The sequence below is a fragment of the Bacillus sp. AY2-1 genome, assembly GCF_008368965.1.
Taxonomy (GTDB): Bacteria; Bacillota; Bacilli; order Bacillales; family Bacillaceae_G; genus Bacillus_A; species Bacillus_A thuringiensis_S.
The window spans coordinates 1-15,846 of the sequence record NZ_QPEL01000010.1 but is presented as its reverse complement, the minus strand read 5'-3'; the positions used below and the strand labels follow the sequence as shown (position 1 = coordinate 15,846).

Genomic DNA, 15,846 nt, shown 5'->3' with positions numbered 1-15,846 from the left:
GTCAACTAAGTTTTTCATTTCATTTGTCGCTTGCGACGTTATTGTCATCGGCGACTTGTTCTATATTACACCTCTAATCTCTAATCGTCAATATGTTTTTATAAAAAATATAAAAAGGCTTATTTCTTTTAAAATAAGCCTTTTTATCACATATCATTCTATTCATTTATTATTTTTCTATAATTGGTAAAGAGACGATAAATTGAATAATACCATCCCTATATTCCGCTCGAATACTACCACCTTGCAACTCAACAATACTTTTCGCAATCGCTAAGCCAAGTCCCGATCCTTCCGTTACTCTACTTCGAGATTGATCCTTCTTATAGAAACGTTCAAACAAATTCACTAACTCTTCTCTCGTAAACTCTTCACTATGATTCGCAATTACAATTTGTATATCCCTACGCTGCCTTTGAAGAGAAACTTTTATCTCTCCATCATCTTTACTGTACTTAATCGCATTCATTAGTAAATTATCAAATACACGAACCATCTTTTCCGAATCAATCGATGCATAAGTACGTTCCTCAGGAAACTTCTTAACAAACGTAAGTCCATGTTCTTCCGCCTGCGGTACTAACTCTTCTATTAATTGCTCAAGCAACTCATTTACACATACTTCTTGTTTTTCTAATACAACTTGTTCATTTGTTAACTTCGTATACTCAAATAAATCTTCTATTAAATTCTTTAACTGCTCCGACTTTACAAAAGCAATTCTTGTATACTCATCATGTTGTTCTTTATTTTCATATTTAGAATCTCGAAGTAATCGTAAGTAACCCATAATAGAAGTAAGTGGTGTACGCAAATCATGAGATACATTTGTGATAAGCTCATTTTTCTGCTTTTCTAATTTACGTTCCTTTTCTATATTATTCATAAGCTCTTCCGCCATATTATTAATATTCTCAGTTAAAGACGCAATCTCATCTTCACCTTTTTTCTCAATGCGGTACGCTAAGTTACCTCTTTCTATTTCCTTTACACCTTGTGCCATTGCTTCAATCTGCTTCATCTTTCTCTTTGTTATATAGAAGAAAGAGAAAATGAATACAAGAACACCCATTAAAAACGGGAATGGTCCTTCTACTTTATAGTACACTACCTCCCCTTGAGGAATCCCACTTACAAACATATATAAGTTCTTACCTTCAATTGTAATAGGCGAGAATGTAATAAACTCTTTTCTTGATCTTTCAATATCATTATTATTTGAATAATTGATAGCAAATGAAGTCGCATTACGAATTGTATTATGCAAATTAATTTGTTCTTCTTGCGCTTGCTTCGTTTTATACAAAACTTTACCATTTTCGTCAGTAACTAATATTTTAAAGGCATCATGCCCTTGCTCTAAATTCTCATTTTCTAGCTCTATCATGTTTTGTACAGCATCTAATTTATTTTCAACAACCATCATTTCCGCTGTACTTTGAGCTTTACGATTAATTTGCTCCATACCATCTCTGTAATTAATCTCGGCATGTTGGCTAGCATCTTCAAAAATAGGTGCTACTATCTTCGTTGATACAAAGAGACCTAATAACGCACAAGCAGTAAACGCCGTAATAAGTTGAATCCTTATACTCCGTTTCACGCTCTTTATTATCTTTTCAATTAATTCTCGAATTTTCCGAACATAAGTAAACGGATTAAATATCTTTTTCAATCTTATATCCCACTCCCCATACCGTTTTTATATATCTAGGTTTCCTTGGATTCTCCTCAATCTTTTCACGCACTTTTCGAATATGCACCATTACAGTATTATCAGACTGGAAAGATCGTTCGTTCCACACCTTTTCATAAATTTGCTCCGCACTAAACACCATACCTGGATTTCTAGTTAGCAATTCTAAAATTGAAAATTCCCTCGGAGTTAGTTTCACTTCTTCTCCCTCTACAATAACTTTATGGGTCGAGATGTTGATTTTCATCTCTCCAATTTCTAACTCGTCCTCATTTTGGACAGCGAAACCATTCATTTTCATATAACGGCGTAACTGAGATTTAATTCGTGCAATTAACTCTAATGGATTAAAGGGCTTCGTTACGTAATCATCTGCTCCTGTTGTTAATCCTAAAATCTTATCCATATCTTGCGTTTTGGCAGAAAGCATAATAATAGGCATCTCTTTCGCTTCCCTTACTTTCATACACATATGAATACCATCCACTTTCGGCATCATAATATCTAATACGACTAGATGTACTTCATTTTCTTCTAGTAAACGTAATCCTTCTTCCCCGTCTCCTGCTTGCAATACTTTATATCCTTCATTCTTTAAATAGATTGTAATTAAATTTCGAATTTCTTTTTCATCATCTACGACAAGTATTGTTTCGTGTGCCACAATATCTCCCCCATCACTTTTTTAATCCCTAACTTCTATTATAGGAAAACTTCTGAAGAAAAACGCTCGGAAATCCTTAAGATTTTCTGAAGACGCAAAAAAGGTCTAGACTCCCCTTAAGTCTAGACCTTTTAAAAAACCCCTTTTATCCCGCATTAACGGGCAGTAAGACTCCCACTTCAAAAACTGCCCAAATCAACGATGTTACGCGGCAGATCAACTGCCCTTAAAAGCCCGATTGGTTCAACTAATAATCAGGGTGGGGTTTCCCCCACTCTGATTAAAGTTTCACTTTATTTACGAACGTAGATGAAATATAGTACAAATAAAACTCCCATAACATACATAATCGGATGAACCTCTTTACGACGACCACTCACAACCATTGTAATTGGATAGAAGATAAATCCAATCGCAATCCCAGTTGCGATACTATACGTAAGTGGCATAGAGATAATTGTAAAGAATGCTGGCACTGCAATCTCGAATTTCTTCCAATCAATTTCCCCTAAGGAAGAAACCATCAAGATTCCTACAATAATTAAAGCTGGTGCCGTTACAGCTGGCGTTACAACACTTAGTAATGGCGAGAAGAATAATGCCAGTAAGAAGAATCCTGCTGTTACAACTGCTGTAAATCCAGAACGTCCTCCTGCTGCTACCCCTGCAGAAGACTCAATGTAAGACGTTGTTGTTGATGTACCCAAGATTGCACCAATTACAGTTGCAATCGCATCTGCAAATAATGCTTTTCCTGCACGTGGTAATTTATTGTTCTTCATTAATCCAGCTTGATTCGCAACCGCTACAAGCGTACCTGCTGTATCAAAGAAATCGATAAAGAAGAACGTTATAATAACAATACCCATTTGAACAGTGAAAATATCTCCAAAGTGCGTTAACGCAGCACCGAACGTTGGTTCTAGGCTCGGTATTGCTCCCACTACAGCTTTCGGAGTATCAATTAATCCTGTTGCTACTCCTAAGATCGCTGTAAGAATCATACCGTAAAATACTGCACCATTAACTTTCTTAATCATAAAGATGATTGTAGTAACAACCCCGAAGATCGCTAGTAACGTTGTGCCCTTTGTTAAGTCCCCCAACCCAACAAGAACAGCATCATTTTTCACAATAATTCCGGCATTTTGGAATCCAAGGAAAGCAATGAATAATCCAATACCTGCCGCTACTGCAAACTTTAACTCTGATGGAATTGCATTAATAATTTTTTCACGAATACCTGAAGCTGTAAGAATAATAAAGATAATACCTGACATTAATGTTCCAGCAATTGCTGTTTGCCAAGGAATACCCATCGTTAACACTGCTGTATAAGCAAAGAACGCGTTAATTCCCATACCTGGCGCTAAAGCAATTGGATACTTCGCAAAAATACCCATAATTAACGAACCAATCGCTGCCGCTAATGCCGTAGCAACGAATACTGCACCTGGATCCATCCCTGTACCTGCTGGTAACCCTTTAACATTTCCAAGCGACAGCGTAGCAGGATTGACAAACAGTACGTAAGCCATAGATAGAAATGTCGTTAACCCTGCTATGAACTCAGTCTTATAATTCGTACCGAGCTCATCAAACTGAAAATAGCGTTTCATCTTACGTTTCCCCCGTTATATGATTACTCGCCGTATTTCTCCTAGCCCTCTTTTATCCCGAGAAATAAAAAAGGCTTCCATTGCATATATACATGGAAGCGTTCTATAAACAAAGACAAGTTTCCCCTCGTCTTTATACAAACGCCTCGTAGTCAAGCCATTTACGGTAGCTAGGTAGAAACTTTCGGGCCATATCCCCGATATTATACGACGGCATAATATTCACTTTTCGTTTGAATTACATACTCATATTAACTCGCATAGGCACTTTTGTCAATTTAAAAACGAACATTTTTATAAACTTTTATACTTTCGTTCGTATTAATGGTAAAAACAAAAAGATCCATCTATTCATGAATGATAGATGGATCTTTTTTATTACAATACTATTCCCACTCAATAGTTGCTGGTGGCTTACTCGTTACATCATACACGATACGGTTAACGTGTTTTACTTCGTTTACGATACGAACAGAGATTTTCTCTAATACGTCCCAAGGGATACGTGCCCAGTCAGCTGTCATACCGTCGATAGATGTTACCGCGCGGATACCTACTGTGTAATCGTAAGTACGCTCGTCACCCATAACACCTACGCTACGCATGCCAGGAAGCGCAGTGAAGTATTGCCAGATTTCGCGGTCTAATCCTGCTTTAATAATTTCTTCACGTAAAATCGCATCAGATTCACGAACGATTTCTAATTTCTCTTCTGTGATTTCACCTAATACACGAATACCAAGACCAGGACCTGGGAATGGTTGACGCCATACGATTTCATCAGGAATTCCTAGTTCAGATCCTAATACACGTACTTCATCTTTAAATAACGTATTTAAAGGCTCAATTAATTTGAACTGCATGTCTTCTGGAAGTCCACCAACGTTATGGTGAGATTTAATTGTTTGTGCAGTTGCTGTACCACTTTCAACGATGTCTGTGTAAAGTGTACCTTGTGCTAAGAAGTCCATACCTTGTAATTTAGAAGCTTCATCATCAAATACGTAAATGAATTCATTACCAATGATTTTACGTTTTTGTTCTGGATCTTCTACACCTTTTAACTTGTTCATGAAACGTTCTTGTGCATCCACTTTAATAACGTTCATGTGGAAGCCTTCGCTGAATGTTTTCATAACGCCTTCCGCTTCACCTTTACGAAGTAAACCATGGTCAACGAAAATACATGTTAATTGATCGCCGATTGCTTTATGAATTAATACTGCTACAACAGAAGAGTCTACACCGCCGCTAAGTGCGCATAGTACTTTTTTGTCTCCAACAGTTTCACGAATTTTCTCTAGTTCTACTTCGATAAAGTTCTCCATGTTCCATCCTTCAGAACAACCACATACACCGAATACGAAGTTTTTAATTAAATCGTTACCGTGCTCAGAGTGACGTACTTCTGGGTGGAATTGTACACCGTATAAGTTTTTCTCTTCATTGCTCATACCAGCAATTGGACAAGACTCACTTGTTGCGTCTACTACAAATCCTTCAGGTAAACCAGTTACTAAGTCGCCATGGCTCATCCATACAACTTGCTCTTCTGGAAGGTTCGCATATAATTTTGATTCGTTCTCTACTTTAAGAACAGCTTTTCCGTACTCACGGTGGTTGGCACGCTCTACTTTACCACCGAAGTGTTGTGTCATAAGCTGCATACCGTAACAGATACCGAAAATCGGTAATCCTAGTTCGAAGATTTTTTCATCACAATGTAATGCACCTTCACCGTATACGCTATTTGGTCCACCAGAGAAAATAATCCCTTTTGGATTCATTGCTTTAATTTCTTCTGCAGTAATTGTATGTGGATGAAGTTCACTGTATACACCGAACTCACGAATTCGACGTGCTATTAACTGATTGTATTGACTTCCAAAATCTAAAACGATAATTGTATCGTGTTGCTTCTTCAAAATAATCACCCCAACGTTAGTTCTCGTATATAAATATTTTCACCAATTTGGCGAAAAGCATTACTAATATAATAAAAAAAGCCAGTCCTCCGCCTCTAGTCTCATAACAAAGAAAAGGCAGGGGTCTGGCTTTATAAAGAAAGATAGTCTCCGCTCTTTATAAATATAAGACACACTGCCTTCATAGTCAGGTTGTTTACGGTAACCCGGTAGAGACTCTCAAACCATATCATTGAGGATATATGAAGGATCGTTTTATATTATCTTCCTAGATTCTAACAATGAAGTATCTATATGGTCAAGAGAGAAAGCGACAAAATTCTACAGAAATTCATTTCCTTTTCTAAAAAACATAAAAAAACATCCATTTCTATATAGAAATGGATGTTTTTTAGGGCAAACGGAATTACATCATTCCGCCCATACCGCCCATGCCCATGCCGCCCATGTCAGGCATTGCTGGTGCATTTGGTTCTGGCTTGTCAGCTACTACAGCTTCAGTTGTTAAGAACATAGCTGCAACAGATGCTGCGTTTTGAAGTGCAGAACGAGTTACTTTAGCTGGATCTACGATACCAGACTCAAGCATGTTAACCCATTCGCCAGTAGCTGCATTGAAACCAACGCCTACTTTTTCGCCTTTTAGACGCTCTACAACTACAGATCCTTCTAGACCAGCGTTGATTGCGATTTGACGAACTGGCTCTTCTAGTGCGCGAAGTACGATGTTGATACCTGTTGCTTCGTCGCCTTCAGCTACGATAGAAGCTACTTTCGTGTATACGTTCATAAGTGAAGTACCACCACCTGCAACGATACCTTCTTCTACTGCTGCACGAGTTGAGTTAAGTGCATCTTCAATGCGAAGTTTGCGCTCTTTTAACTCAGTTTCAGTTGCTGCACCTACTTTAATTACCGCTACGCCACCTGCTAGTTTAGCAAGACGCTCTTGTAATTTTTCACGATCGAATTCAGAAGTTGTTTCTTCTAATTGCGCACGGATTTGACCGATACGAGCTGCGATTTGCTCTGTATTTCCAATACCTTCAACTACAGTTGTGTTTTCTTTTGTAACAACAACTTTACCAGCGCGTCCTAAAGATTCAACTGTAGCAGATTTTAAGTCACGACCTAATTCTTCAGTGATTACTTCGCCACCAGTTAAGATTGCGATATCTTCTAGCATTGCTTTACGACGGTCACCAAATCCAGGAGCTTTAACAGCTACTACGTTGAATGTACCACGAAGTTTGTTCACTACTAATGTAGCTAAAGCTTCGCCTTCTACATCTTCAGCAATGATAAGAAGTGGTTTACCTTGTTGTACCACTTGCTCTAATACTGGTAAGATTTCTTGGATGTTAGAAATCTTTTTGTCAGTAATTAAGATGTATGGGTTATCAAGAACTGCTTCCATTTTGTCAGAATCAGTAATCATGTAAGGAGATGCATATCCACGATCAAATTGCATACCTTCTACTACGTCTAATTCTGTTGTGAATCCTTTAGACTCTTCTAAAGTAATAACGCCATCGTTACCAACGCGCTCCATTGCTTCAGCGATTAATTGACCTACTTCTTCGTCAGCTGCAGAAATAGCAGCTACTTGCGCGATAGAAGATTTGCCTTCGATTGGTTTAGAAATCGTTTTTAATTCTTCAATTGCAGCAGTAACAGCTTTTTCGATACCTTTACGAAGACCCATTGGGTTAGCACCAGCTGTTACGTTTTTAAGACCTTCACGAATCATAGCTTGCGCTAATACAGTTGCAGTTGTTGTTCCGTCACCAGCTACATCATTTGTTTTGCTAGCAACTTCTGCTACTAATTTCGCACCCATGTTTTCGAATGCATCTTCTAATTCGATTTCTTTTGCGATTGTTACACCATCATTTGTAATAAGTGGTGAACCGAATTTTTTCTCAAGTACAACGTTACGACCTTTTGGTCCAAGCGTTACTTTTACTGCGTTTGCAAGAGTGTCGACACCGCGAAGCATCGAACGACGTGCTTCTTCACTAAATTTAATATCTTTTGCCATAATAATTGACCCCCTTGGATTTTTTTAAGATTTATATAATTAACCGATAACTGCTAAAATGTCACTTTCACGTAAAATCAAGTAGTCTGTACCTTCATATTTCACTTCAGTACCTGCATATTTTGAGAAGATGATAAGATCACCTGCTGCTACCTCTAAAGCAACACGCTCACCATTTTCAAGCACTCGACCAGTACCTACTGCAACAACTTTACCCTCTTGTGGTTTTTCTTTTGCAGTGTCTGGTAATACAATACCACTTGCTGTTTTTTCTTCTGCTTGAACAAGCTCAATTACAACGCGATCACCTAATGGCTTTAGCATGAACAATAACCTCCTCATTTTGTTATGTAAATTTTATTTATTAGCACTCAAGTCACCCGAGTGCTAACACACTTATAATAATAAATAATCTCAATTTCTTTTGCAAGTAAAAAAATCATAATTTTTTCGCAAATTACTATATAAACTTTCTATATAGAATACTGCCTCTACTATATGAATCGTTGTTTCCCCTACTCGTATGTTACAATATGAAAGACACCCTAAGTTGTTTTCGCTAAACGTACAACTTTTTCCTGTCTCCTACTTTAATTTAAAATACGTATTTACAAAAAAATCATAATTCGAATGAAAGTTTATATCGTAGATAACATATTTACATGTTATCCTACCTCATCTCATACACTAGAGTTAGAAAGGATGGTTAAACCATTTGAAGAAACAATACTGGTGGATTATCGTTACATACATTTTAATGCAATTATCTGGCGCTGTTGGATTACCACTTCTCCTAAAAACAGGACTCTATGATAATAGAGGATTTACCATTGAGGAAAAAGGACAAATCATAATGGGACACTGGGCAATTATTAGCTTCTTTGTTGCATTATGTATCGTACTTTGGTTACTTAGAACAGATATTCGCGACAGACATTTAGATGCAACGCGCTCTTCTGTTCCAGCTACAATTGGGTGGATTTTCATCGGATTATTCTTAGCTTTCTTTTCACAAATAGTTGCCGGTATGATCGAGATGCAGCTACTAGGAATTAAACAAGGTTCAGAAAATACAATGAAACTGATGGAAATTGCACGAACTACCCCTTGGTTCCTTATTGTTGTATCTATAATCGGACCTATCTTAGAAGAAATCGTATTTAGAAAAATTCTATTCGGTGCACTTTATAAGAAGTTCAACTTCTTTATTGCAGCTATCATTAGTTCACTTGTATTCGCAGCAATTCATTTTGATTTTACTCACTTATTGGTATACACTGCTATGGGGCTCGTATTCGCCTTCTTATATGTGAAGACGAAGCGCATTATCGTTCCTATTGCAGCTCATGTTGCGATGAATACATTAGTCGCTATTGGGCAAATTTTTATGAGCAATGAGCAAATTCAAGAAATGATTAAAGAAGCTGAAAAAATGCAAGGATTTATCGGAGGATTTTTTGTATGAGAAACTCACCATTGTTCATGGCCGCATTATACTTCCTTCTTGGATGTATCTTTACACGCTTCGCCATTACGAACGTGACAGATACAATCTGGAATGTGTGGACAATACTATTTGCAGTTATGGCAACAATTGATTTTAATTTGGCACTTCGCCTTATATTAGTTAAATTCACAAAGAAGAAACAATAATAAAACGCAGAGGTCGCTTCCTCTGCGTTTTATTGTGGATAGTTTTTCAAAAAGTAAACTAATGTTTGTAACTCTACAGCTAAATCAATATGATGAATTCTAATATTCTCTGATACGTTTAATCGTGCTGGTGTGAAATTCAAAATACCGTGCACGCTCGTTTCAGCTAATCTATCTGCTACAGCTTGTGCTACTGTAGCCGGTACTGTTAATATTGCCACTTGTATATCATTTGATAATCTCTCTTCTAATTCATCTAAATGATATACAGGAATGCCCCCGATTTCTGTTCCAACTTTCTCTTCACTAACATCAAATGCCATTTCAATTTTTGTATTATTGTTTTTCGTGAAATTATAATGTAAGAAAGCGGTCCCTAAATTACCTACTCCAATAAGTGCTACACGCGTTATATCATCTTGATCAAGTGTTTCGCGGAAAAATGATAATAAATAATTTACGTTATATCCATATCCCTTTTTCCCTAATGCTCCAAAATACGAAAAATCTCTTCGTATTGTTGCGGAATCTACTTTTACCGCTTCACTCAATTCGGCCGATGAAACACGCTGCTTACCAGAAAGAGATAAGTTTTGGATAAATCGATAGTATAGAGGCAATCTTTTAGCAGTGGCTTGTGGAATCTTTTGCTGATCCATATGACCTCTCCTCTCTTCCTATCTTTATTCATATACTTTAATCAAATACAGAAGTTTAGCACTCATTAAATTCCTTGTATAATAAAGAGAAGAAGTATTCTCTCTTTATTTTAAACTATACACTATTTTTAGTATGATTGAGAAATATAAACATGGCAAAGTTAAGAAATTATTTGAGGTGAGAACATTGATTTTATTACAAGTAAATGGACTTTCGAAATTATACGGTGCAGAAACAATTCTTGCAAACATAAAATTGGAAGTACAAACAAAAGATCGTATCGCATTAGTTGGAAGGAATGGAGCTGGAAAATCTACATTATTAAAAATTATCGCTGGTGAGTTATCACATGATGGTGGCGAAATTATAAAACCGAAAGATGTCTCAATCGGGTATTTAGCTCAAAATACTGGCCTAGAAACGTCTTTAACAATTTGGGATGAAATGCTAACCGTCTTTACCCACTTACAGCAAATGGAGACAAAACTTCGAAAGCTTGAGCAAGAAATGGGAAAAGAAGAAAACTTTTCAAACGAAGCTATATATGAAAGATTGTTAGCTGATTATGACCAATTGCAACTCAATTATAAAGATCAAGGTGGATATCAATACGAAGCGGATATTCGCTCCATTTTAAGCGGCCTTGGCTTCCCAGTTGAAACACACCAGACGACGATCTCTACTTTAAGTGGCGGGCAAAAAACAAGATTAGCTCTCGGGAAATTATTATTAACAAAACCAGACTTACTTATTTTGGACGAGCCTACAAACCATTTAGACATTGAAACATTAACATGGCTTGAGCAATATTTACAAGGTTATCCTGGCGCAATATTAATCGTTTCCCATGACCGTTATTTCTTAGACAAACTCGTTACACAAGTATATGAAATTTCGAATAAAGAAAGCAGACGATTTGTTGGTAACTACAGTAAATATTTAGACTTAAAATCAGCATTATATGATCAAGAAATGAAACGTTACGAAAAACAACAAGATGAAATCGCAAAACTTGAGGACTTCGTTCAAAAGAATATAGCTCGCGCTTCTACAACGAAACGTGCTCAAAGTCGCCGTAAACAACTAGACAGAATGGAATTATTAACGAGACCATTAGGGGATTCTAAGTCAGCATCATTCCACTTCGATATTGAAAAGCAAAGTGGAAATGATGTTTTACAAGTAAAAGATGCAACCATCGGCTATGAGGAGGACCCTATAATTGAACACGTAACTATGCGCTTAACTCGCGGAGATAGTGTTGCCTTAGTTGGTCCAAACGGAATTGGGAAATCCACATTATTAAAATCTATTGTGAATAAGTTACCACTATTAAATGGTAATGTTTCTTTCGGATCAAATGTATCTGTTGGCTATTATGACCAAGAACAAGCAAATTTAACATCTTCTAAACGGGTTTTAAATGAACTATGGGATGAATATCCACTGCAACCTGAAAAAGAAATCCGTACTATACTCGGGAATTTTTTATTCACAGGAGATGATGTACTGAAACCAGTATCTTCCCTTAGTGGTGGACAAAAAGCTCGATTAGCTCTTGCGAAACTTATGATGCAAAAGTCAAATTTATTAATTCTGGATGAGCCTACGAACCACCTTGATTTAAATAGTAAAGAGATTTTAGAGAATGCTTTAATTGATTATCCAGGGACTCTTCTATTTGTCTCACATGACCGCTACTTTATTAACCGTGTAACAACGACTGTGGTTGAGTTATCAACAGAAGGCGCACAGGAATATTTAGGGGATTACGATTACTATGTGGAGAAGAAAAATGAAATGATTGAACGTGCAGCATTTGAACAACAAGAACAGCAAGAAAATCAGGCACCTGTTCAAAAAACTGTAGCTCAAGAAAAATTAAATTATCTCGAAGAAAAAGAGCGTAAACAATTAGAACGTCAACGCACTCGAAAAATTGAAGAGCTAGAACAAAATATCGTAAACTTAGAAGAAGAAATTGCTACGTTAGAAGATCAACTTTGCTTACCAGAAATATATGCAGATTATGAAAAAGCTAGTGAAATTACAACTAAAAAACAAACGCTACAAGAACAGCTTGAAACTTGTATGGCAGAGTGGGAAGAGCTGCATGTATAAGAGTATTTAAATAAGGAAGATGTCTCATCAGTCATGATTTTTGACTATGCGACATCTTTTTTCTTTAAGTACATAAATAATTTTTTGGATATATCAATGGTAACTGGGAATATATCAACGATTTTTCAAATACATCTATCGTAACCCTATATACATAAACGATTCGACACGAAATATCGATTTACCGACAAGGATTGACAATATCAGCACCCTCTATAATGGAGGGATATTAAAAAATGTTTTTCGGGGATATCTTCTTGCTTTTTATTTCCCGAAAAACAATACACTCAAAGGTCAGACTTCATCTAGTTTATCCACAAGTTTATACACATATCCACCTTTATAAAATAACTATTAAACCAACTTTTCCACATTACCCACAGCCAACGAAAAAGTTATCAACACTTTATATACACAATAAAACCCACATTATCAACAGATAACATGGGTTTTATCCACAAGCTGTGGTTAATTATGTGCATAACTATGCTTCAATATCTAATCCTGGATTCGCATTTAAGGCTAATGTTGCACGCTTGCCTTGTTCATACGCAATTGTCCCTGCCGCTGCAATCATTGCTGCATTATCTGTGCATAAAGATAGCGGTGGAATAATTAGTTCAATGTTTTCTTTTTGTGCAAATTCTTCTTCTAATCGGGCACGAAGTCCTTTATTAGCAGCTACTCCACCAGCAAGAAGTAATTGCTTTACATTATAAGCTGCTGCTGCACGAGCTGCTTTCGTTACAAGTACATCTATTACACTTTCTTGGAAACTTGCCGCTAAATCTTCTGGTTTAATTTCTATACCACGTTGTTTCGCGTTATGCACAGTGTTGATAACTGCTGATTTCAATCCACTAAAGCTAAAATCATATGAATCCGGTTCTAGCCATGCACGAGGCAAATCAATTGTTGGTTCTCCTTCATGTGCAAGGCGATCAATATGAGGACCACCTGGATATGGCATAGATAACGTACGAGCTACTTTATCATATGCTTCTCCAGCTGCATCATCTCGCGTTTCACCAATTACTTCAAATGAACCATGTTCTTTCATATAAACAAGTTCTGTATGCCCACCAGATACAACAAGTGATAATAGCGGGAATTGCACTTCTTTTACTAAACGGTTCGCATAAATATGACCAGCAATATGATGAACACCGACTAGCGGAATATCATGTGCAAAAGCTACTGCCTTCGCTGCATTTACCCCAATTAGAAGTGCTCCTACTAAACCAGGCCCTTCTGTTACAGCGATTGCATCAATATCATCAAATGTTATGTTTGCTTCTTTTAAAGCTTCTTCTAACACAACTGTAATTTCTTCTACATGATGACGGGATGCAATCTCTGGTACAACGCCGCCAAAACGTTTATGACTTTCAATTTGTGATGCAACGACATTCGCAATAATTTCCGTCCCATTTTTAACAACCGCTACCGCTGTTTCATCACAGCTCGTTTCAATCCCAAGTATAATCGTATTTTTTTCCATTATATATTCACCCACATTACAAGACCATCTTCCTGATTGTCTGCATAGTATCGTTTACGAATTCCACCATTTTGAAATCCATATTTTTTGTATAACTGCTTTGCTACTTCATTTGATACACGTACTTCAAGCGTCATTGTTTTTACCCCTAGTTCTTTCGCTTCTGAAATAACTGCTTTCAATAAGGCATCTCCTAACTTTTGACCTCGGTATTCTGGCAAAATAGCTATATTTGTTATATGTGATTCATCAATAATTATCCACAATCCACAATACCCGATTACACGACCATCTTTTTCTAACACAATATAATGTGCATGTTCATTCATCGTTAATTCACGGTGAAAAGCATCTGCAGTCCAAGGAGTTGAAAAAGATACTTCTTCAATAGCTACAATTTGAGCAATATCATCAAGTTCCATCTTTCTAAATATCATATCCATCTTCTGCAAGGCCCCTACTTGTTTTGACTTTCTAACCACTTTGTTTCAGCTTCAGCTAAACGAAGATAGCTCGGAACAAACGTATGCACATCATGTTCTTCTTTTTGTAATCCTAAAAATGCTAGCTCACTTGGTCTTGGATTATTTTTAGTAAAAGGAGCGAATACAGCTTGATCACCTAAATATTCTATAATTGTTTCTTTATGCAATTTAACATCATTACCGATAAATAAAACAGGCTGTCCTTTATCTTTTAACATTTGCAACCAGTCTACAATAAGAATAATTCGGTCTTCTTCTATTGAAGTTAACTGCTCTCCTTCGTATGTATATAATCCAGTATAGATTTGCCCACGCCTTCCATCAAATAAAGGACAAATTAATCCATTAAAGTTAGCACCGTTTGCAGCTACTACCTCTAAACTTGATACACCTACAATTGGTATTTGAAGTGACCAAGCTAATGTTTTTGCCGCTGTCACGCCTATGCGAACACCTGTATATGATCCAGGTCCAGCAGCTACAACGATTTTAGTTAATTCCTTCGGTTTTACACCACATTCTTTTAACAGTTGCTCTACAGCTGGCATAAGACGTACAGAATGGTTTTTCGTCAAATTTGTAATGATTTCCCCAATCACGTTTCCTTCCTCAATAAGGGATACACCCATTACGTAATTTGAAGTATCAATTGCTAGTACTTTCATCTTGTAATAGCTCCTCACATAATCTAATATAGCGATCTCCAATTGGCTCGAGTATAATTTTTCTTGTGTCATCTCCCGCATGGAATAAACTAATTTGTAACTTTTCATTCGGTAAATATGCTTCTATTAAATGAGCCCATTCCACTACCGTAATTCCTTCACCGTAGAAATACTCATCAAAGCCTAAGTCCTCTTCGCTTTCTGCTAAGCGATACACGTCCATATGATATAGCGGTAATCTTCCTTTATATTCTTTAATAATATTAAAGGTAGGACTATTTACAACTCTTTTCACTCCAAGACCTTTTGCTAGTCCCTTTGTAAAAGTCGTCTTACCAGCTCCAAGATCTCCTTCTAAAATAATTACATCTTGTGCCTCTACGAGTTCACCTAGTTTTTCTGATAATCTTTGTGTTTCCTCAGAAGATTTTGTTGTTACTTCATATTTACTCACAGACTTCACCTACTTTACTCACAATGTTCTCTGCTCTTTATTATACAGGTTTTGAATATATAAAAAAGTCCTTAGGAGTTGTCCTAAGGATAGTTTGACTGTCTTTATTAGTTTTTTGTTAAAACAAATAAAAAAATACGAAACAACTTGTTTCGTTCTTTTCTTTATATAAAATGGCGGTCCCGACCGGGGTCGAACCGGCGATCTCCTGCGTGACAGGCAGGCATGTTAACCACTACACCACGGGACCATTTGGTTGCGGGGACAGGATTTGAACCTGCGACCTTCGGGTTATGAGCCCGACGAGCTACCGTACTGCTCCACCCCGCGATGATATAAATAGCTTGGCGACGTCCTACTCT

General features: G+C 36.9%; 14 protein-coding genes, 2 tRNA genes and 2 riboswitches. Of the genes, 3 read left to right on the top strand and 13 right to left on the bottom strand.

What is annotated here, in order from left to right:
• Positions 1–169: 169 nt before the first annotated feature.
• The 6 genes from DN403_RS01415 to groES all read right to left on the bottom strand — a co-directional run bounded on the left by DN403_RS01415 (position 170) and on the right by groES (position 8,269).
• On the bottom strand, positions 170–1,675 hold the full coding sequence (locus DN403_RS01415; protein ID WP_000719237.1) for a sensor histidine kinase: 1,506 nt from the start codon (positions 1,673–1,675) through the stop codon (positions 170–172).
• On the bottom strand, positions 1,659–2,360 hold the full coding sequence (locus DN403_RS01410) for a response regulator transcription factor (protein WP_000929886.1): 702 nt from the start codon (positions 2,358–2,360) through the stop codon (positions 1,659–1,661). Before DN403_RS01410 ends, DN403_RS01415 begins: the two co-directional genes overlap by 17 nt.
• A gap of 293 nt (positions 2,361–2,653) precedes the next feature.
• Entirely contained in the window at positions 2,654–3,979 is a 1,326-nt protein-coding gene (locus DN403_RS01405; RefSeq protein WP_000833094.1) for an NCS2 family permease, read from the bottom strand.
• A gap of 129 nt (positions 3,980–4,108) precedes the next feature.
• Positions 4,109–4,210: riboswitch (purine riboswitch) on the bottom strand.
• 155 nt (positions 4,211–4,365) lie between these two features.
• Positions 4,366–5,904, bottom strand: coding sequence for a glutamine-hydrolyzing GMP synthase (gene guaA, locus DN403_RS01400; RefSeq protein WP_000743914.1), 1,539 nt, complete (start codon positions 5,902–5,904; stop codon positions 4,366–4,368).
• 164 nt (positions 5,905–6,068) lie between these two features.
• Positions 6,069–6,170, bottom strand: a riboswitch (purine riboswitch).
• A gap of 140 nt (positions 6,171–6,310) precedes the next feature.
• Positions 6,311–7,945 (bottom strand): chaperonin GroEL, encoded by a 1,635-nt coding sequence (groL, locus tag DN403_RS01395; protein WP_001029992.1) that lies wholly within the window; start codon positions 7,943–7,945, stop codon positions 6,311–6,313.
• A 39-nt stretch (positions 7,946–7,984) separates the two neighbouring features.
• Positions 7,985–8,269, bottom strand: a complete 285-nt coding sequence (gene groES / locus DN403_RS01390; protein WP_000917311.1) for a co-chaperone GroES — start codon at positions 8,267–8,269, stop codon at positions 7,985–7,987.
• A 391-nt stretch (positions 8,270–8,660) separates the two neighbouring features.
• Here groES and DN403_RS01385 point away from each other — a divergent pair, with 391 nt between their 5' ends.
• Together DN403_RS01385 and DN403_RS01380 are read left to right on the top strand one after the other, a co-directional pair.
• On the top strand, positions 8,661–9,410 hold the full coding sequence (locus DN403_RS01385; protein WP_000745315.1) for a CPBP family intramembrane glutamic endopeptidase: 750 nt from the start codon (positions 8,661–8,663) through the stop codon (positions 9,408–9,410).
• Positions 9,407–9,598 carry a YdiK family protein gene (locus DN403_RS01380; protein WP_001246204.1) on the top strand — a complete coding sequence of 64 codons (192 nt, stop codon included), beginning with the start codon at positions 9,407–9,409 and terminating at the stop codon, positions 9,596–9,598. Before DN403_RS01385 ends, DN403_RS01380 begins: the two co-directional genes overlap by 4 nt.
• 29 nt (positions 9,599–9,627) lie before the next feature.
• Here DN403_RS01380 and DN403_RS01375 read toward each other — a convergent pair whose 3' ends face one another.
• Entirely contained in the window at positions 9,628–10,257 is a 630-nt protein-coding gene (locus DN403_RS01375) for a redox-sensing transcriptional repressor Rex (protein ID WP_000372699.1), read from the bottom strand.
• A 187-nt stretch (positions 10,258–10,444) separates the two neighbouring features.
• On the opposite strand from DN403_RS01375, the gene DN403_RS01370 reads away from it, so the two are divergent.
• Positions 10,445–12,379 carry an ABC-F family ATP-binding cassette domain-containing protein gene (locus DN403_RS01370; protein ID WP_000602172.1) on the top strand — a complete coding sequence of 645 codons (1,935 nt, stop codon included), beginning with the start codon at positions 10,445–10,447 and terminating at the stop codon, positions 12,377–12,379.
• 484 nt (positions 12,380–12,863) lie between these two features.
• Here DN403_RS01370 and tsaD read toward each other — a convergent pair whose 3' ends face one another.
• The 6 genes from tsaD to DN403_RS01340 all read right to left on the bottom strand — a co-directional run bounded on the left by tsaD (position 12,864) and on the right by DN403_RS01340 (position 15,814).
• Positions 12,864–13,880, bottom strand: coding sequence for a tRNA (adenosine(37)-N6)-threonylcarbamoyltransferase complex transferase subunit TsaD (gene tsaD, locus DN403_RS01365; RefSeq protein WP_000414592.1), 1,017 nt, complete (start codon positions 13,878–13,880; stop codon positions 12,864–12,866).
• Complete coding sequence (gene rimI, locus DN403_RS01360) at positions 13,880–14,323, bottom strand: ribosomal protein S18-alanine N-acetyltransferase (protein ID WP_000367207.1); 444 nt, start codon at positions 14,321–14,323, stop codon at positions 13,880–13,882. The genes tsaD and rimI overlap by 1 nt, the downstream gene beginning before the upstream one ends.
• A gap of 14 nt (positions 14,324–14,337) precedes the next feature.
• Positions 14,338–15,030 carry a tRNA (adenosine(37)-N6)-threonylcarbamoyltransferase complex dimerization subunit type 1 TsaB gene (gene tsaB / locus DN403_RS01355; protein ID WP_000865772.1) on the bottom strand — a complete coding sequence of 231 codons (693 nt, stop codon included), beginning with the start codon at positions 15,028–15,030 and terminating at the stop codon, positions 14,338–14,340.
• The gene (tsaE, locus tag DN403_RS01350; RefSeq protein WP_000049642.1) at positions 15,011–15,484 is read right to left on the bottom strand and encodes a tRNA (adenosine(37)-N6)-threonylcarbamoyltransferase complex ATPase subunit type 1 TsaE; all 474 of its coding nucleotides are present in this window, start codon (positions 15,482–15,484) and stop codon (positions 15,011–15,013) included. Before tsaE ends, tsaB begins: the two co-directional genes overlap by 20 nt.
• 174 nt (positions 15,485–15,658) lie before the next feature.
• A tRNA-Asp gene (locus tag DN403_RS01345) sits at positions 15,659–15,734 on the bottom strand.
• A gap of 3 nt (positions 15,735–15,737) precedes the next feature.
• Positions 15,738–15,814: transfer RNA gene (locus DN403_RS01340), tRNA-Met, on the bottom strand.
• Positions 15,815–15,846: the final 32 nt, after the last annotated feature.